At 58.4% G+C, this 18,422-nt stretch carries 16 protein-coding genes and 2 pseudogenes; 9 read left to right on the forward strand and 9 right to left on the reverse strand.

What is annotated here, in order from left to right; translation table 11 throughout:
* Nucleotides 1–61 precede the first annotated feature (61 nt).
* The 3 genes from HYI44_RS21615 to HYI44_RS21625 all read left to right on the forward strand — a co-directional run bounded on the left by HYI44_RS21615 (nucleotide 62) and on the right by HYI44_RS21625 (nucleotide 2,414).
* The gene (locus HYI44_RS21615) at nucleotides 62–1,630 is read left to right on the forward strand and encodes an FGGY-family carbohydrate kinase (RefSeq protein ID WP_225570492.1); all 1,569 of its coding nucleotides are present in this window, start codon (nucleotides 62–64) and stop codon (nucleotides 1,628–1,630) included.
* A 122-nt stretch (nucleotides 1,631–1,752) separates the two neighbouring features.
* Nucleotides 1,753–1,998 (forward strand): FitA-like ribbon-helix-helix domain-containing protein, encoded by a 246-nt coding sequence (locus tag HYI44_RS21620; protein WP_225570493.1) that lies wholly within the window; start codon nucleotides 1,753–1,755, stop codon nucleotides 1,996–1,998.
* On the forward strand, nucleotides 1,995–2,414 hold the full coding sequence (locus tag HYI44_RS21625) for a type II toxin-antitoxin system VapC family toxin (protein ID WP_225570494.1): 420 nt from the start codon (nucleotides 1,995–1,997) through the stop codon (nucleotides 2,412–2,414). The genes HYI44_RS21620 and HYI44_RS21625 overlap by 4 nt, the downstream gene beginning before the upstream one ends.
* Nucleotides 2,415–2,570: 156 nt before the next feature.
* Here the strand turns inward: HYI44_RS21625 and HYI44_RS29675 are convergent, their stop codons facing one another.
* Nucleotides 2,571–3,434, reverse strand: coding sequence for a methyl-accepting chemotaxis protein (locus tag HYI44_RS29675; protein WP_412548505.1), 864 nt, complete (start codon nucleotides 3,432–3,434; stop codon nucleotides 2,571–2,573).
* A 42-nt stretch (nucleotides 3,435–3,476) separates the two neighbouring features.
* Nucleotides 3,477–4,355 (reverse strand): annotated as a pseudogene (locus tag HYI44_RS29680) (methyl-accepting chemotaxis protein); the annotation flags it as partial.
* A 457-nt stretch (nucleotides 4,356–4,812) separates the two neighbouring features.
* Between HYI44_RS29680 and HYI44_RS21635 the strand changes: the two are divergent.
* The 5 genes from HYI44_RS21635 (at nucleotide 4,813) to HYI44_RS21655 (ending at nucleotide 9,855) form a co-directional block, all read left to right on the forward strand.
* Nucleotides 4,813–5,484 (forward strand): histidine phosphatase family protein, encoded by a 672-nt coding sequence (locus tag HYI44_RS21635; protein ID WP_225570496.1) that lies wholly within the window; start codon nucleotides 4,813–4,815, stop codon nucleotides 5,482–5,484.
* Nucleotides 5,481–6,308: a phosphatase PAP2 family protein gene (locus HYI44_RS21640; RefSeq protein WP_225570497.1), complete on the forward strand. Its 828-nt coding sequence runs from the start codon at nucleotides 5,481–5,483 to the stop codon at nucleotides 6,306–6,308. The genes HYI44_RS21635 and HYI44_RS21640 overlap by 4 nt, the downstream gene beginning before the upstream one ends.
* A 384-nt stretch (nucleotides 6,309–6,692) precedes the next feature.
* On the forward strand, nucleotides 6,693–7,535 hold the full coding sequence (locus HYI44_RS21645) for a hypothetical protein (RefSeq protein WP_225570498.1): 843 nt from the start codon (nucleotides 6,693–6,695) through the stop codon (nucleotides 7,533–7,535).
* Nucleotides 7,532–9,181, forward strand: a complete 1,650-nt coding sequence (locus HYI44_RS21650) for a DUF3303 domain-containing protein (RefSeq protein ID WP_225570499.1) — start codon at nucleotides 7,532–7,534, stop codon at nucleotides 9,179–9,181. Before HYI44_RS21645 ends, HYI44_RS21650 begins: the two co-directional genes overlap by 4 nt.
* A 32-nt stretch (nucleotides 9,182–9,213) precedes the next feature.
* A complete protein-coding gene (locus HYI44_RS21655) occupies nucleotides 9,214–9,855 on the forward strand; it encodes a glycine zipper domain-containing protein (RefSeq protein WP_225570500.1) in 642 nt (213 codons plus the stop codon).
* A 36-nt stretch (nucleotides 9,856–9,891) separates the two neighbouring features.
* Here the strand turns inward: HYI44_RS21655 and HYI44_RS21660 are convergent.
* A pseudogene (locus HYI44_RS21660) lies at nucleotides 9,892–10,128 on the reverse strand (hypothetical protein); the annotation flags it as partial.
* 962 nt (nucleotides 10,129–11,090) lie between these two features.
* Here HYI44_RS21660 and HYI44_RS21670 point away from each other — a divergent pair.
* A complete protein-coding gene (locus tag HYI44_RS21670; protein WP_225570501.1) occupies nucleotides 11,091–11,372 on the forward strand; it encodes a DUF3077 domain-containing protein in 282 nt (93 codons plus the stop codon).
* Nucleotides 11,373–11,905: 533 nt separating this feature from the next.
* On the opposite strand, the gene HYI44_RS21675 is transcribed toward HYI44_RS21670, so the two are convergent.
* The 6 genes from HYI44_RS21675 to HYI44_RS21700 all read right to left on the reverse strand — a co-directional run bounded on the left by HYI44_RS21675 (nucleotide 11,906) and on the right by HYI44_RS21700 (nucleotide 18,402).
* Nucleotides 11,906–12,199, reverse strand: coding sequence for a hypothetical protein (locus HYI44_RS21675; RefSeq protein ID WP_060765964.1), 294 nt, complete (start codon nucleotides 12,197–12,199; stop codon nucleotides 11,906–11,908).
* Nucleotides 12,200–12,352: 153 nt separating this feature from the next.
* Nucleotides 12,353–13,201 (reverse strand): carboxylating nicotinate-nucleotide diphosphorylase, encoded by an 849-nt coding sequence (gene nadC / locus HYI44_RS21680; protein WP_060765963.1) that lies wholly within the window; start codon nucleotides 13,199–13,201, stop codon nucleotides 12,353–12,355.
* A 94-nt stretch (nucleotides 13,202–13,295) separates the two neighbouring features.
* The gene (locus HYI44_RS21685) at nucleotides 13,296–14,582 is read right to left on the reverse strand and encodes an OprD family porin (protein WP_225570502.1); all 1,287 of its coding nucleotides are present in this window, start codon (nucleotides 14,580–14,582) and stop codon (nucleotides 13,296–13,298) included.
* Nucleotides 14,583–14,867: 285 nt separating this feature from the next.
* Entirely contained in the window at nucleotides 14,868–15,860 is a 993-nt protein-coding gene (locus tag HYI44_RS21690) for an ABC transporter substrate-binding protein (RefSeq protein WP_060765961.1), read from the reverse strand.
* Entirely contained in the window at nucleotides 15,857–17,083 is a 1,227-nt protein-coding gene (locus tag HYI44_RS21695) for a Gfo/Idh/MocA family protein (RefSeq protein ID WP_060765960.1), read from the reverse strand. Before HYI44_RS21695 ends, HYI44_RS21690 begins: the two co-directional genes overlap by 4 nt.
* Nucleotides 17,083–18,402, reverse strand: a complete 1,320-nt coding sequence (locus HYI44_RS21700; RefSeq protein ID WP_060765959.1) for a Rieske 2Fe-2S domain-containing protein — start codon at nucleotides 18,400–18,402, stop codon at nucleotides 17,083–17,085. The genes HYI44_RS21695 and HYI44_RS21700 overlap by 1 nt, the downstream gene beginning before the upstream one ends.
* Nucleotides 18,403–18,422: the final 20 nt, after the last annotated feature.

The following is an 18,422-nucleotide window of genomic DNA, read 5'->3' on the forward strand; positions in this document are numbered from 1 at the left end:
TCTGCACAACCCGTAAAAAACCGCAGATATGCAGGCCCTCATGCCCATTGAAGAGAGCTCCATGGACAACCACCCGAACAAGCGTTACCTGCTGGCCATCGACAATGGAACCCAAAGCGTGCGGGCGTTGCTGTTCGATCTTCAGGGCAATCTGCTGGGCAAAGGCAAGGTCGAACTGCAAGCCTACTACTCCACCCAGCCTGGGTGGGCCGAGCAGGACCCGGATTATTACTGGGCCAAACTGGGTGAGGCCTGCCAGTTGCTGTGGGCGCAGACCGGGATTGATCGAACCCAGATTGCCGGCGTTTCCCTGACCACCCAGCGCGGCACCTTGATCAACGTCGACGCCCAGGGCAATGCGCTGCGCCCGGCGATCCTATGGCTCGACCAGCGCCAGACCGAGGTCGAAGGCGGCATCAAGGGACCCTGGGGCTGGCTGTTCAAACTGGTGGGTGCCCAGGCCACCGTGGACTATTTTCGCGCCCAGGCCGAAGCCAACTGGGTCGCTCGTCATCAGCCTGCAGTGTGGGCAGCGACCGACAAGTTTTTGCTGCTCTCGGGCTTTCTCACCCATCGCCTGTGCGGGCGCTTTGTCGATTCGGTCGGCGGCTGCGTCGGTTATCTGCCCTTCGACTTCAAGCGCCTGCGTTGGGCGGCGCCCTCCGACTGGAAATGGCAGGCCCTGGCGGTGCGCCCCGAGCAACTGCCCAGCCTGCTCAAGCCCGGCGAAACCCTGGGCTACATCAGCGCCACTGCCAGCCGCCACACCGGCATTCCCGAAGGGCTGCCGCTGATTGCCGCCGGTGCCGACAAGGCTTGCGAGGTGGTGGGCGCCGGGGTGGTGGATTCCAGCACGGTATGCCTGTCCTATGGCACCACGGCGACCATCACCAGCACCCGTTCGCGCTACCTGGAAATCGTCCCGCTGATCCCGCCTTATCCGGCAGCCGTTCCGGACCACTACAACTGCGAGGTGATGATTTATCGCGGTTACTGGATGGTCAGTTGGTTCAAGAACGAGTTCGGCCTGCGGGAAATGCAACAGGCCAGGGAGCAGGGGGTGGAACCGGAGCAACTGTTCGACGCCCTGGTCAATGCCGTGCCTGCGGGGTCCATGGGGTTGATGCTGCAACCCTACTGGTCACCCGGCATTCGCGAGCCGGGAGTCGAAGCCAAAGGCGCGATGATCGGCTTCGGCGACGTGCACACCCGCGCGCACATCTATCGGGCGATCCTCGAAGGCCTGGCTTACGCCTTGCGCCAGGGCATGGAGAGTATCGAGAAGCGCTCGAAGGTCTCCATCAAGCGCTTGCGCATCGCCGGCGGAGGTTCCCAGAGCGATGCGGCGATGCAGCTGACGGCGGACATTTTCGGCCTGCCTGCCGAGCGGCCGCATGTGTACGAGGCCTCTGGTCTGGGCGCGGCCATTTGCTGCGCCGTCGGGCTGGGACTGCACGCGGACTTTGCCACGGCAACGGCGGCGATGACCCGGGTCGGCGCGGTATTCATGCCCCAGGCCGAGGCGCATCAGACCTACGAGCGCCTGTACAAGGAGGTGTACCTGCGCATGTATCGTCAATTGAAACCGTTGTACCAAAGCATTCGCGAGATCACGGGTTACCCGGCTTGATGCGTTGAGCAACCCATGGCGCTATCGGAGAACTTTTTTGGCCGGATCGGACAGTGTCACGGCCTGCAAAAACAAATGTGCTACGCTGCAATCAATGATTTCATTGATTGCAGGAGGGCGCCATGGCGAGCATCACAATTCGAAACCTTGACGATCAGATAAAGGAACAACTGCGCATTGCCGCAGCTCATCATGGTCATTCCATGGAAGAGGAGGCTCGTCTGATCCTGGGGCGGGCGTTGTCACCCGTGCGGCGTGCTGGTGGCTTGGGGAGTCGTATTCACCAGCGATTTTCCGGTGACGCTGGAGTAGAGCTAAACCTGCCATCACGACATGAAAAAGCGACTGCGGTGGACTTGTCTGAATGATCTTGCTCGACACGAATGTTCTCTCGGAGTTTATGCGCGTCGAACCTGATTCAAAGGTTCTGGATTGGGTCGATTCGCAGCCGGCGATGGAGTTGGCCATCAGCGCGATCACTGTCGCGGAAATTCTGCACGGCATCGCTCGACTTCCGGTTGGTAAGCGCAAACAGAAACTGGAATCCCATGCGATGGCGATGTTCGAGGAGGATTTCGCCGGACGCATTCTGCCGTTTGATGCTCACGCTGCGGTGGAGTATGCGGCGCTGGTAGCAGGCGCAGAGGCAAGTGGTCGAGCGGTTTCGATGGCTGATGCGCAAATCGCCGCCATTGGCCGAAGCCATGGGGCGGCGATTGCCACGCGAAACGTGCGGGACTTCGAGTTTTGCGCAGTTGAAGTGATCAATCCGTGGGATGCCTGAACTTCACAGGCCCTCAGACCATTTCTTCGCAACGCCCCCTGGCACAACCCCGTTCCCACAAGGATGGGTGTCGTTCATTGAGCTTGTGAACGACGTACACTTTGTGGGAGCGGCGGTGCTTGGCGAAACGATCTTCCATTGACCGCAATCGCGTAATCAAACGCGGAAGTGGCTCACCATCATCTGCAACTGACCACCCAGGCGCGCCAGTTCGACACTGGACTTGGCCGTCTCGTCGCTGGCTGCGGCGGTCTGTTCCGACACGTCGCGCACGTTGATGATGCTGCGGCTGATCTCTTCGGCCACGGCGCTTTGCTGTTCGGCCGCGGCGGCGATCTGCTGGTTCATCGACTGGATGTTCGACACCGTGCGGGTGATGTTCTCCAGGGACAGGCCAGCCTTGCGGGTCAGGGCGACACTGCTGTCGGTCAGGGTGCGGCTGTTGTTCATCACCGTCGATACCTGCTGGGTGCCGTTCTGCAAACCGGCGACCAGGCCTTCGATCTCCTCGGTGGATTTCTGCGTGCGCTGGGCCAGCCCGCGAACTTCATCGGCAACCACGGCAAAGCCACGACCGGCTTCACCGGCGCGAGCGGCTTCAATCGCTGCGTTGAGGGCGAGCAGATTGGTCTGCTCGGCGACGGCCTTGATCACGTCCATGACGCTGCCGATCTTGTCGCTTTCCTGTTGCAGCACACTCATGGCTTCGGTGGAACGCGCCACTTCGCTGGCCAGGCGTTCGATCTGCGCAATGGCTTCGTTGACCACCTTGTCGCCTGCACGCGCTTCGCCATCAGCGGCGGCGGCCGCTTGCGAGGCCTGTTCGGCATTGCGCGCCACCTCCTGCACAGTCGCGGTCATCTCGTGCATGGCGGTGGCCACCTGATCGGTCTCGACCTTCTGGCTGTTGACGCCGGCGCTGGTTTGCTCGGTGACGGCAGACAGCTCTTCAGCGGCGCTGGCAATCTGTGCGACGCCGTCGCGGATGCCGCTGATCAGTTCACGCAGGGTCACGCCCATGCGCGCGATGCCTTGTTGCAACACGCCCAGTTCATCGCGGCGAGTGACCTTGATGTCTTGGGACAGGTCGCCTCCGGCGATACGCTCGACCACCGCCAGGGTTTCCCGCAGCGGGCCGGTGATCTGCCGGGTAATGAGCACGGCGGCAATGATGCCCACCAGCAGCGCCAGCAGGGTGCTGATCAATTGCAGGGTGCGCGCCTGTGCGCTTTCGACGTCGCGGCGGTCGAGCTGGATTTGATACAGCTGATCGCTCAGGGACACGATGGCCGCGCCTTCGTCGGTCATTTCCTTGCGCGCCTGAACCGCCTCACTGCTGGCATTCTTGTAAGCCTGCAACGCACTGCGGTAGTTGCCCAGCGCGGTTTCCAGCTGACGCAATGCGTCGAGCTGAGTCTCGGCGAAATGCACGTTGAGCGGTGTCAGGCTGGCAATCGCGGCGTCCAGTTGGCCGAGCGCTTTTTGTTCGGTCTCGGCATTGGTGGTGGCGGTGTAGCCGCGCACTTCGTAGCGGGCCAACAGGAAGGCTTCCTTGGCCGCAGTGATGGCCTGGAACTGTTCAAAGCGCTGGTCGCCGGGCGGCATTTGCTGCACGCGCGTGTTGATGGCATTGATCAGCGAATTGGCGATTTCGGCGTTGGCGCCCATGGCGTCGCGCGCGCTGTTGCCGGAGCGGTAGGCACTGCGCATCTTGTTCAGGGACGTTTTGTAGGCGTCGATCTGAGCGCCTTGCTCGCGCAGCAGCTTGAGGTTTTCCGGGCTCTTGAATTTCACCAGCAACGCTTGTTGCTGGGCGGAAAACGCGTCAAGGGTGGTCTGCACATTCTGCGCGGCGGTTTCGTCGCCGTTGGTCAGCATGTATTGCAGGCGCACCACTCGCAGCTTGGTCAGGCCAGCGTTGAGCTGGGTGATGTCGCTCATCCAGTTGCTGCGGTCAATCAACCCGCCCAGGCTCGTCCAGCCGGTCAGGGCGAGGACACAGGTCAGTGCCAGGACCAGGCCAAATCCCAGGCCCAGTTTCAGGTTTACGCTGATGTTGCCGAACCAGCTATTCATCACAATTCCTCCAGGAACGTTGTGTTTCTTGATCGTCGTTAGGCTGGAAGATTGTTGTTTTTGAGAGCCAGCAAAAAATGGGTAGCAGGGGGGTATCGGCAGCTTGACTGGTAACTGAAGGTCAAAAGATCGCAGCCTCGTTTCACTTGGCAGCTCCTACGAGGGAGCCCGCCGCGGGCCTGCTGTAGGAGCTGCCAAGTGAAACGAGGCTGCGATCTTTTCTTAAGCTTTTTTTCACATTCGTTTCACCCCCTGCCAACGCCCCACTCTCTAACTTCGCGGCATCAAATGAAGATGATGCATGCCGGGGAGGCGGCCAGATGTGGAATTAAGACTGAGTCTGTTGGGCATAAAGCGCTCCATTGATCTGAGCGGGCTGACCCGTTATCGAAATACGCTCGTGGTCCTGGCGTCTGCCCTGCTGGTGATTCCGTTGACCCTCTGGCTGTTGGCACCCGCCGCCGTACCTGACCTGGCCCATGGCAATACTGCTGGCGCCCGGGCATTGCTCGATGGCTGGGCCAAGGGCGACATGATCGTCCTGGTGCGCCATGTCGAGCGTTGCGATCACTCCAGCGCCGCGTGCCTGAGTGGCAACGACGGCATCACCGCGCGCTCGCGCAGTGTCGCGGTGGGCGTCGGCGCGCAGTTCGAACAGTTGGGGCTCGACAAAGCGGACGTCTACAACAGCCCGATGCTGCGCACTGCGCAGACGGCCGGGTACATGTTCAACCAGGTGGGCGCCGGTGAAGAGTGGTTGATCAATTGCCGGGGCACCATGCTGCAGGATGCATTGATGCACAAAGTCCCGGGCCGCAACCTGATTCTGGTCACCCACAGCGAGTGCATGGCGCAGCTGGAAAAAGACCTCAAACTGCCCGTCTCGACGCTCGGTTACGGCGCGTCGCTGTTCATCTCTGCCCAAGCCTTTACCGTCCCGCGCATGCTGGGTTTCGTAGAAGCGTCCGACTGGCGCTCGGTGACCACCCAATGAGCCGATCCATGCGCTTCCATGCCTTCAATTTCGGTATCCCGCTGGCCCTCGCAGTCGCGGTGTTCCTGCTGTTCGACCTGACCCGAATCGACATCGCCTTCAATGATCTTTTTTATGACCCGGTCAGCCAGACCTTCCCGCTGGACCATGTCCACCTGTTCGAAAAAATCACCCATAAATGGGCGCGCATCATCCCCAACTGGACCGGTGAAATCGCAATCATAGGCGCCTTGCTGTCCTTTTTATGGCCGCGCCTGAAGGCTGAAAAGCATGCGAAGCTCATCCGCTTCATGGAGAAAATCAAGCTGGCCCCGGTGCTGCGATTTGCCACCAGGCACCGTCGGGATTTCCTGTACGTGGTGTTCGCGTTTTCCATCAGTACCGGCGTTATCCACTACCTCAAGGGTCACACCAGCGTGTACTGCCCGATTGAAACCACCCAGTACGGCGGCAAGATCGAGCACAAGGAGTGGTACCAGAACTTCGACCTGCTCAAAGTCGCGGGTGACGGGCGCTGCTGGCCAGGCGGGCATGCCTCGGGTGGTTTCACCATGCTGGCGCTGTACTTCGTGGCGCGTCGTTATCGCTGGCGCTATTCCAAGGCGCTGATGTACGGCTCGCTGGCACTGGGTTTCGTGTACGGCACCACCCGAGTCCTGCAAGGGTGGCACTACATGTCCCACACCTTCTGGGCCGGGATCTTCGTGTGGCTGGCCTGCCTGCTGACGGCGCTGGCGTTCTACGGTCGCGCGCGGCTGGAAGTGCCAGTGGCGCAGGCGCGATCACCCGAGGCGGTGCTCTCGCCAGCAAGCTCGCTCCCATAACCCCCCGTAGGAGCTGCCAAGTGAAACGAGGCTGCGATCTTTTTTCCCGCAGACAAAAAAAAGCCCGCGGGAGGGCGGGCAAACCGTAGTTTCTTGAATGAGCGAGGCCAATGTACCGGTTGCCGCCGTGCAGTGGGGTGAAGAAAAATTCATCCGCACTGCACACTGCTCATCAAGTTCAGAAGTCGTCCTCAGGGCCTGGGCTGGATCAATTAGCAGTGACTCCACGCTTTCGCAGGCTTAGCGCCCGTCGCAGATGCGCTCACGCAAGGGGCTTGGGTCATCCGCCCAGTAAGCCGGGTTATCGCGAATTTGTGGCTTTATGCTAGCATCCTGGCGCGTAGCGGAATGTCGGCGCGCCCAGGTACCCGGTTAAGGAAGACCATGTTGAGACCCATCAGAGCCCTGCGAACGCTGGGCCGCCTAATTACTCGCGGTGTGTTGCTTGTACTGCTGTGCAGCGCGTTCGGGGTGCAGGCCGACCAGGTGATCGGGCGCTTCAATTCGGTGGCCGGGCCTTTCAGTCACATGGAAACCCCCGCTGGCCAAGCGTACTTGAGCCTGCATGAGCGCAAGATGCAGGTGCAGCTGCCGGACGACTGGCGTGAAAGCACCGTCGAAACCACGATGGAGCTGGACGGCGACACGGCGGTGGTGATGAGCTATCGCACCGCCCGGTGCGACTCCCAAACCGCCTTGATAGTGATCTCCGGGAAGACAGTCTGGGGCCCTTATCGACTGGGGGGCTGTGACGACGTGCTGGCTTTCCAGCGCAGTGAGGACGGCAAGAGTTTCGTCGCCATGCGGATGGATGACCGACGCTCCGAGGCCTGGACCTATTCCTCGAGGGACAAGAATTTCCGCGGGCCGATGAAGGTCGACCTGCCGGGGCTGCTGCAAGGCCTGTCCAAGGCCCGGCCGGCGGTTGCCGCCGCACCCGCACCCAGGCCACCAGTGGCCTCCAAGCCTGCGCCGGTGCCCACTGCCGCAGCGACCTCCGCGGCCACTGCGCGCGCCGAGCCTTCCGCGCCGCCGGCGCCCAACCCCAAGGTGAGCGTGCCTGCCCCAGTACCCAAGCCGGCGCCCAAACCGCCGGCCAAGGTGCCGATTCCTTCCCAGCTGCCGCAACCGGTGGCTGATGCGGTCGTCAAACATGCCCAGGCCAGTACGCCACCCAGGCGCCGGGTAGAGATCAACCTGATCTCCAGGATGGAGACCGAGTCGTGACCAGCCTGACACTGCTCCAGCGATTGGGTCCCCGTGCGCGGCGCCGCTCGCTGGCCAATGCGTTGATGCACTGGCTTCGCAAAGACAAGAACCCCCTGCCACGGCGCCAGGAACGTGTGCTGGTCCTGGTGATGCTAAGCCTGACGCTGCTGTACCTGATGGTCGAAATGGGCTTCAACGCCCGTTTGCTGGACGTAGTCGGCGGCCTGGCCAGTCAACATCAAGTGGAGTCCATTGAGGTCTACGGACGCTTGATCGCCGGCACCGCGGTGGCCCTGCTGGGGTTGGGCTCGGTGCTGAAGAAGAGTTTGCGCCTGGGCTGGAGTCGTCTTCGCACGACGATCTGGGCGGTCCTGGTGATCGTCGGCTGCGTGGGTACTACGTACTTTGCGCAGTTGGCGCTGGTCAATCACCTGGTGGATCGCTCGACGCCCGATGAGCGCGCGCGTGCGGCCTTGGGCGTGCCGATGACGTACTTGATGGTGCACCAGGATTTCGGCCTGACGGGTCTGGACCTCACGACCGAGGATTTGCAGCGCCCCGAGGGCAAGACCCTGCTGGCGACGCTCCCCATTATGCTGCTGTCGAAGGATCACCTGACGGAGAGCATCAAGCCGCAGGCGCAGCCGTTCTTCGAGTTGTTCGCCGAAACCGTGCGCGGCGATGCCGAGGTTAATTATCGCCGCTACCAGGAGTCCCTCGCCGAGCTGGATGACAGCTTTCGCCAGTACCAGCAGGGCAGCCGGCGCTACCTGGAGGCGATCAGCGCGGCTTCCATCGCCCGGCACCAGCAGCAGGCCTGGAGCGATTACGTGCAGAGCCTCAAGCAACGCAACCGCCGCCTGACCCCCAACAATGTACCGAACCGCCATGCCAACACGGTCCGTCAGTCGCTACGCGAGAAGGGCATCGCGGTGGCCGACGATTGGCGCCCCAACGACCGTGCGGGCTTCAATCGCGCCGTGGCCCGGCGCGTGCAACAGGATGCCCGTAGCGCTTATGCCGCAGGGTTGGAGTCGATCGGCCGCTGGATCGAGCCGGGCTTGCCGCGCGGGCAGTTTTTTGCACAGCTGCCGATCCAGAACAAGTGGCGCGACGCGTTGCACTTGCCGTACTTGATCACCTTGCAACCCGACCTGTCGCCCAGCGACTTCGAGCAAACCGTGTACCGGCCGACCATCAGCTTCGATGCCAGGCAACTGATAGACGATCGCTTGGTCGACCCGCAAAACTACCGCGACAGGGGCGAAAAGGCGCAGATCGGTCGTGACAGCTACCGAGCGCTGATTGTGCCGATGATCGCCCTGTTGTTTTCCCTGCTCGGCGCCTTCACCCACATATTCAAGTGCCTGGGCTTTTTCACTCGGGCGCTGTGTTACGTCCCGCCAAGGCTCTACGCGGCCGCCTTTGTCGGTTATGCGCTGGTGGTGCTGACGGTGCCGATGCTCTGGACCAACAAGGTGACCGAGCAGCGGCTGTTTCTCGACCTCAAGCAGCAGAACGGCTCTGTACTGGGGCCCATGGGCTGGATTATTGCCCACAGTGTGCAGTGGACGGCCCAGGTCCAGCCGGTGTTTTACCCGCTCAACGAACGGGTGCGCCTGCACCTGCTCGGGGGCTTGACCTACGGTTACCAGCCTCAATGAATGCTCATGTTCAGTCTCGAAAGGAGTCGCCCTTGTCGCGCGCACTTGCTGTATCCACCCTGTTGCTCGCCTGTACCGGTTTGTTGTTGAGTGGTTGCCAGAACTCGCCCATGGGCAGCACGGCGGTCGGCGGCGTGCTCGGTTGCATTGGCGGTGCCGCGATTGCCGCCGGGACGGGTGGCAACCCTGGCACCGGTTGCGCCATTGGCGCGGCCCTGGGCGCGCCGACAGGTTACTACGTGGGTCGTCAGAAGGACCTGGAAAACGCCCGTCAGGCCAAGGCGGCCATCGAACGCCAGTCGAGTGATGTCGCGGTTGTGCAGCTGACAACCCGCCAGGAAGCGGTACCCGCGGACAAGCGCAATGACGTCGGGGCCGCCAGTGTCGAAAGCATGGACTCGATGCAGGTCAACGTGCCGCAGGCCCTGGTGAAAAAGCGCGACAACCGCCTCAAGCAGCCTCTGTCGCAAGTGGGTAACTACGTGTCCAGCGCCAGCAGCAAGGCCAACATTGTGGTCACCACCCGCAGCAAGAGCGACTTCAACTACATCGTCGCCAACATCAAGAAGGGTTACACCGGCAAGGTCGCGCCAGACAAGGTGACCTACGAGTACCGCGAGCTGACGCGTGGCACCCAATCGGCGATCCAGGTGATGCCGAGCGCCCAGGTGTAAACCTGATTCAAGGCTGTGTAGTGTGGGAATGACCTCATGCGTCAACCACTGCCGAAGATTTCGGTTTTCAGGGATGTGGTGATAGATCATGAGCGCATACAAGCCGGATTCGCTCACCATCAACGTATCCTGAATTTCACCGTGGTAGTTCAGCCGAAGAAAACGATACTGGTCAGTGTCGAGCTTGCGAATGAGGCGCTCAACCTCCGGACGCCAATCAGGGTGGGCGGAACCGTATGGGTTGGCGTACCGGCTAGTTGGACCCCGGCGCATCCGAGGATGCCCACATACGGCCCGCCCATGACAGGCAGGTGCGACACAGACGCTGTTGCGGGTTGCCAGTCAGCACACGGAAGCGGTGTGAGACCTCCAGGTCCTCTGACGCCCAGTTGCATCACCACCAGGGACAGTTAACGATCAGTGTGTCGGTACGACTATCGCGCTTCTGTCTGCGAGGATAGTCGTCATCGACAAATTGCCTGTCGGCGCTTTTTGGATGTACTCGCTCCACCCAACCACCATCGGACGCCGGCGTTCGATGTTGTCCGCTCGAAGTACGCGTTTTTCTCTGAATTTCAGGAATGCATTTCTACCAGAAAAAAGACGGTCTGAACGTAATCCCTAACTAAGCCAGACCCAGGGGGGCGGTAGCGATTGGGATTGATCGGGAGCGATTGGGATTAATGCCGGCGTGGTTTAACTGCTAAATCAATGTCTGCCCTTCCTGAGCGCGCCAGGGACTGATGCATACTTGCAAAGATCTGTTACGAAACAAACCCACTGTTAGCCCGCACGCGGCGAAGCGCTTCAGGCGTCATCTCGTGGGTTGCGGGATTCAGTCCGAGGCTGTCAGTGGTTGCAGGGAAGGAACGCTCGCGATACCCTTTCGCCGTCGCTGCAAACTCAGCGACCGGGTGTGGTAACCCGAGTTCAAGGCGCAACAGCGCCCCATCACGTTTGCCGGCGTTTTTTTATGCCAGCAAGCGCGAGTTATGGCGGCTGTGCGTGGGACGCCCTCGGGCGTGCCGGTTTCCTTGATACCCGGTTTACCACCCTGCGCACAGCTGTCACCCTTTCGTGTGGTAACGAACGTGGCAGCTCCTCGTATCAAGGAGTTGGATAATGCGCAGAATTAAACCGTACGAAGTTTGGCTTCCCCCTCTTCGCAGTTCCCAGTTGCGTAACGCCCCACCATCCACCCTCGGCCACTGCATCTCCCTCTCCGGAGGTGGCAAATGACCGACAGTCCCGAACTCAGAACCATCGGCTTCACTCCCGCGATCTACCTCGGTAATCAAGCAATGTTTCACGTCATTGGTGGCGTGCCCATTGGTGATGCGTTGTCGATGGCTTCCGATTTTCTTTGCCTTGCCAAATCGCTGACTGAGGATGCGGCTTATGCGAAGGACAATGGGCGCCATGCTTGGGCTGCGCATTATTTGGCGGCTATGGGTAAGGCGTTGGTTGATGATTCGTTGAAGGTTTTGATGCGGGAGCGGGAGGATTCTGGGGATTAGTCTGAAGGTGGGCTTGCGATGGTGCTGGGTCATTCGGATTTGTTGTGGATGATCTGGCGCTTTCGCGGGCAAGCCCGCTCCCTCAGGAGGTGGTGTTATGGGAGTGGGCTATTGTTCGCTGATTAGCAATTTATGTGGAGTGAGGCAGGGTGTCTTGGAGGTCGTGGGGATTGGCGTGGCTGCTCGAATCTTCAGGCTCGGGATACCAACGGGACACCAAAGCGCCTGGAATTCAAAATGCATCTGCGGAGGCCAATGGCCTGAAACCCATAATTGCACTGAATTCCAGGCACAAAAAAAGACGTCCGTAGACGTCTTTTTTCGTTGATTTGGTGGGCCGGGGTAATTTGAATCCGTTCAGTAAGATATTGATTTATAACATTAATATCTGTTTTTATTTTTGATTGGAATACCAATTGGAATGCCTTGAAGAAGCGCGGTTCACCGCTGCTCAAGAACCTTGATCAAGGTTGACTGACTTCCTCAGGGCGTGAAGCAGCGATCGAATATCCAAATATTAAGGGGTGATTCAGCTATCTCTGGAATCCGTCCAGTAGCGCTTGCTGCTGCTTTTTACTCTGCCCCAAAGCAGTGATTTCCAAGGCTGAGGTTTGCAAGCTACCAGCGAAGCTCTCTGTTAGATGGCGGATGCTCGCTACGCTGCCGTTAACCTCAGGTGTGACCGTACTTTGCTCCTCGGTAGCGCTTGCGATCTGGGCGTTCATATTCGAGATACAAATCACCCCGTCGCCAACCAGTCTTAGGGCATTCACCAGCTCCTCGAACAGTTCCCCAAGCTGCTCGGAGAGCTTTCGCGACAGCATCATAGTCCGCGCAGCGGTAGCAGTACCGCCGCAGTCCTCCGGCGCTGTTCGACCAGGCCAAGGGCAACTACCTGCAAACCCCCGTGATGCCCCCACAAATAATGCTATTTCTGGCTATTTAACGCAGGCAGGGCTCGGCAGAATACTGCCTGATGTTTAAAGGCTCAAGCGCATAGATAAGTCTATGGCTTTTATATTTTTAGTTATCGCGCCCATTGATATGTAGTCGACCCCAGTATCTGCGATAGCTACCAATGTACTTTCATTGATTCCGCCGCTGGCCTCAAGCCGGGCCTGTCCGTTGTTGAGTCGAACGCCTTCACGCATGTCATCCAGACTCAGTTCGTCGAACATGATTAAATCCGCTCCACCTCTCAGTGCTTCTTGCAGTTCGCCCAGGTTTTCGACTTCGATCTCTACCGGTCTACCTGGTGCAATGCGTTGTGCAGTATTGATAGCTTCGAGAATACCACCGCAAGCTGCAATATGATTTTCTTTGATGAGGAAGGCGTCGTAGAGACCAATGCGATGATTATGGCAACCACCGCAAGTGACGGCGTATTTTTGTGCGAGCCGAAGGCCAGGGATAGTCTTTCGAGTGTCGAGCAACTTTACGTGAGTATGCGAAACTTTATCAGCTAGCCGCCGGCATTGTGTCGCGACGCCCGATAAAAACTGTAAGTAGTTCAGCGCGGTTCGCTCACCGGTCAATAAAGAGCGGGCAGGGCCCTCTAAATGTAATACGGTTTGATTGGGTTCCGCGCGATCTCCATCCTTAACGTTCCACTTCAGGATGACAAGCGGATCCAGTTGGCGAAAGACGGCCTCCACCCACGACACACCACTGATGATGCAAGGTTCTCTAGTAATGATTTTTGCACTGGCCAAGCGAGCGGACGGTACAAGTTTCGCGGAGATGTCACCACTTCCGACATCCTCCAATAACGCCCTGTGTACGTTTTCATCGATCTCGGAACCCAAGCCCGTCAGTTCTATATTTTGCATTCCAGCCCACCTGAATCAATAAATAACGAAATATCAGCTCGCCATGCCCAAGCGCAGAATCCAGACGAGCATTGCACCTGAGCATGGCTATCAATCAAAAGTTATAGACATATCCAATGATGAGTCGGTTCTCATCGGCCCCATCTGTATAAGTGGAGCGATTGATTGCATTCCTCCATCGGAATGAAACATTTTTAAACGCACCACTTTGGACTACGTAAGTGATATCAGAACTTCTTTCCCATTCCTCACCGTCGGAACCTTCCGCCCTGAGCGCCTTTGCCTTCACTGTTTTAATATTCGCGGGATCGACGTTTTCTCCTTTCGCATAACGCAGATTCCATGTCAGGCCAGGCAAGCCGAGGGTGGCAAAGTCATACGAATATCCGGCATACCAGACGTCTTCATTTGCAAGAGCGAAGTTGCTCACCAGCATTTCACCAAACAGATAGGTGTCCGTACCGTTTACATACGGGTATGCAGTCGCGCCGGATGCCGCTTGATAACCCACACTCAAGGTGTGTCCCATGGCCGAATAGCCCGCATTGCTACTGATCGTCCGATTATCCACTTTTCCCAGTAGTTTTTTGCCACTTTCTTGACCTTCAAAGTATCTGACTTCAGCAAACACGCGACCTATGGACAAGGGCTTGTTGAACTTTAAGCCGACGTAATCCCGCCGAAACAAGTTCTCCAGATCGCTGTACTGATACGCCACATTGAGGGAAGGAAGAAGTTGATAGTCAAATCCCGCATATGTGTAGTGGTCACTGGTGATGGCAGAAGAGTAGCCGCCTTGTTGAGAACTGGCAGACAGATCTTCAGAGTCGGTTGAGTCACGCTGCTTGACGGAGTCGACTTGACCAAGAGTCGCAGTCAACGACGTGATATCCTTTGATGATAGTTGCACGCCGTTAAACACTTGTGGCAAAAGTCGTGTATTGTTTGAGGCCAGTAAGGGAAGAACTGGATTCAAACCGCCAACTCTTAACTCACTCTGAGCGATTCTGGCCTTCGCCGTCAGTTCAAGCTTCGAGTAATCATCATAGGCACGCCGATCGCTACCGCGAGATAGAAGTCCTGTGCCCGATCGGTCGGGGCTGGAGTCAAGTTTGAGCCCCAACATGCCAAGCGCGTCCAATCCAAAACCAACAGGTCCGTCGGTAAAACCGGACTGGAGATTAACGATGAAGCCCTGAGCCCACTCCTCTCGCTTGGAATCAGTGGCCGTCGAGTCTCTGAAGTCGCGATTGAAGTAGAAATTTTTTAGTTCAAGATTGCCTTTGCTATCTTTCAAGATGTCCGCCGCCGCAAAAGATGGGGCGAAGGGTAATGTGATAAGCAGAGCAGGCATCAGCGTCTTACATGTTTGTTTATTCATTGTCACCCTTCCTTATTTTTATTATTCACAGGTGTTCGCCAGGCCTATTGACCTTTGGCAGCTAGCCAGCCCTCTTGGGAATTCCGCATGCACGTATGTTTTTACCTGGCCTTATATATACGTGCGTTTTCGAGCATGGCGATCGCCAACATACGCAGCGTGCAAAAAAGTTGTGGCCGCCATCTAACCGCACGATAGGAGCAGCCACAAAATTTATTACCATGCTAAGTACACGAAATGCCCTATAACGTTTGTTCGAGGGGTAAACCTTCGCCAGGACTTTCGTTAAATCTTGAAACTCTCCAACGAAGCTGGATGGAACAGCTCTTCAGGCTGAAGCAAGCGTGACGACAGGCCTTCGGCGTGGTGGCGTTCCAGGAAGCGACTGAGTACGTGGCGGTTAGCTTCGAAACCATAGGACCAGAAGTCTTCACCGAGCAACTGGCGCGCCGCTCTTAACTGATCCTCGATAAACGGTAACGTTACCTTGGTGGCGGAGGTGTCGCTCAATTTGTGCAGCGCTACGGACTTGGACTTCTCGAATGCTTTGGCAACGGCCCCGGGTAACCAAGGGTGCTGCTCGGCCAACGTGCGCCGGATCCCCAGCACGTGCATGATCGGGAATAGCTGAGTGCGGCGATACCAGTCCGAGGCCGCTCCCTGAGGATCACGATAGAGATAGCTGACCTTAGGATGGCCCTGGGTGAAACAGGAAGGTGCACGTGGACCGATCACGGCATCCAGCTCACCAGAGGCGAGCATGCCAGAAAGCGTTTCAGTCTCCGGTGCGTTCTCGACGATTACATCCGCCGGCAGCTTCAGAACAATTTTCTCCAGACGCCCGGTCTCTTCATACCCGCCACGGACCCAGGTGACGTCAGACGCTTTCAAACCATGGTCTTCTTCCAGGAACAGTCGAACCCATACGTTCGCTGTCAACTGGTACTCCGGCACACCGATACGTTTGCCCTTGAGGTCTGCCGCGGACTCGATTCCGCGATCATTGCGGATATAGATCGAGGTGTGTCGAAACGCGCGGGACGGGAAGACGGGGACAGCAATATAGGGACTGGTGCCAGCCGCGGTTTTAACGCTGTAGCTGCTCAACGATAACTCGCAGATGTCGTAGTCAGCATGGCGAAATGCGCGAAAGAAGATCTCTTCGGGATCTTGCAGCATAAAGATCGGGTCGACCCCATCGATCTGTACTTCGCCGTCCACCAATGGTCGGATACGATCGTAGTTGCCCACAGCAATAGATAAGTTCAACTTGTTCATGATGGGTTCTCGCAGGATTGAGTATCTTCAACATTCACACCCAGTGTGATGTCGCGTTGTTCTTCGCTGGATCGCAACATGGCGAGACAGATCTCCAACGTGTCACGAGCCCACTCGCCGTCATGCAACGGAGTGACCCCGTAGAACTGCGCTAGATACAGTTCGTCTATGACTTCGGAACGCGGCACCGTTGGCCGCTCAAGCATCATTCGATCACGACTATGCGGCCGGTAAATCATGACGGCATCCGCCATTGGCCTAAGGTCGCCACCTTCGCACGACACAATAATCGGGCCGAAATGCTGGAAGGCCGTCGCGTCGTCGGTAGGGGAGGGGCTGACGTAGCGTGTGCCGCCATAAGTGCCCTCAGCCTTGAGCCGCGCCTCCTCATCCGCCGTTTGCACCTGCTGCAATAACCGACGTGCGCCGCCGTAAGCTTCGGGGTTTTTGGGCTTGCCCATTTCTCCAACCCAGTCCATCCACTCGTCGGAGTCGAAGTGTCCGTAGCCGTTGTAGGTAATGGAGGCGAATGCCCCATTCTCGAACCATAAAGTGGCTGTGTAGGCGCCTTCAGTAGGCCGGGCGGGGTCCCAGTTACCCACTGCCGCGCGGACACGGGTCGCGCGACTGCCAGCCAGCAAACGGACCACGTCTACTTGGTGGGCGGCCTGGCTGAATACTGCTCCGCCGCCTTCAGCGGTCGAGAGTTCTTCCGGGCGGCGAGGACGCTGCAGGTAGTCGGTGTAGTTCAACGCTTGAATCATCTTGACCGCGCCGAACTCGCCACTACCAATCAGCTCCCGGGTACGCAGGTACGGGGTATCGAAGCTGTGGCAATGCCCAACGATCAACTTCACACCCGCCTCGGCGCAATCGGCGATCATCCGGTCGCACTCGTCCAACGACAACGCCATGGGTTTTTCGACCAGCACGTGCTTGCGGTTAGCCGCAGCTATACGGGTGTGTTCGGCGTGAAACTGATGTGGGCTGGCGATGTATAAGGCGTCGACATTGCTGTCGGCTGCCAGGTCTTCGATGGTCTCGTATGCAGGCGCATCGAAATCCCGTTCGAATTGCCTGCGAGCTTGTTCACGAGGGTCACAGGCGCCCACCAACTGGACGCGGCGATCGGCCAGGAAGGTAGGCAGCATGAGGGTGAATGCCCGGCCCAGACCGACCACCCCCAGACGTAGCCGAGCCGTGGATTCAGCATGGCTGGCCATCACGTATGAACCTCGTAATCAGGCTCTGCGACTATGTTGGCATCATCCAGGGCCCATACGTAACGAGCTTGATAATCACGCCAGTCGATATCCTTGGACACGATCGCCTGGAACGAGCAGATTCTGGAAGGGATCGCTTTCTCACCTGTGCCAATAGCGGATTCACCCGCCTGAAAGGCTGCCAAGGCATCCAGCATGACCCGGCGGAACTCCACCACCGCCAAGTCACTGGCGCCCAAGCGCTCATCGGAGCGATCGGCGATGGGCCCCATGGTCACCCACATGGCGATATCCTGATTGGGGAAACCCTTGATGCCCGTAAAGTTGCCGTTTTTCATGGCTTCACGGTCCTGGAAAAAACGGTTCCCGTCGTTGCGTAGCGGTCGGTAACTGTCGTCCAGATCGATGCCGACTTGCTGGCCGAGAAACTTTCGCCAGGTCTCTGTTTCCGGAGTGTTATCGGGATTTCCCCAGGCCATGAAATAGAAGGCAGTGTGGGTGTCGTCGATGGGTACGTTGATATTCGCGACGTTGTACAAATTATTCGGTGGGATCAGTGCGGTGGCCGGGGCTACGAACACCGTAGAGCGTACATACTCGCTGGTGGCGGCATTCTGGATAGGACGGCGCAGAGCGGCATAGCGGAAGCCATAGCTGGTACGCTCGACTTGCATGCGCGGCGCTTTGTCCGTGGACGGTCTTAGCCAGTTTTTCGAGGTTGCTTCTGCCCCCCCGACCCGGGCTGGAACGAAGTCGGATGAGTGCAGGCTTGAGCTGTGTGCCGAGTCGATGGCGCCTTCCAGGATCTGCGCCCAGTTGCAGGGAATGATTGCCTTGGCGATGCTCACTCGAACATGCTCATGGGGTGCCCAGGCCGGCGGCACAAATTCGGGAATTGCGTCCTGTGGCCCCATGTAGGCCCAGACGAAACCGCCCCACTCGCGGGTTTTGTAGGCCGTGTGCTTGACCTTCTGACACATGTTGCTGGCGGCAGGCTCGGAAACCATTTCCACCACATTACCGTCCACGTCCATCTTCCAGCCGTGATACAGGCAGCGTAATCCCGAGTTTTCATTGCGGCCGTAGATCAGTGACACGCGGCGATGCGGGCAATACTCGTCCATAACTCCCACGCGACCATCGGTGTCGCGAAACACGACCAGGTCCTCGCCGAACAGACGGGCCCTGACAGGCGTGCCGTCGGGCTCGCTGACTTCTTCGAGCAAACACACTGGCGTCCAGTGACGGCGCATCATCTGGCCCATCGGTGCGTCGCCTTCGACGCGGCAGAGCAACAGGTTCTCTTCTGGGGTCAACATGTAATATCTCCAGCGTTCAA

The organism is Pseudomonas sp. Y24-6 (assembly GCF_020295325.1).
In the GTDB taxonomy this organism is placed as follows: Bacteria; Pseudomonadota; Gammaproteobacteria; order Pseudomonadales; family Pseudomonadaceae; genus Aquipseudomonas; species Aquipseudomonas gregormendelii.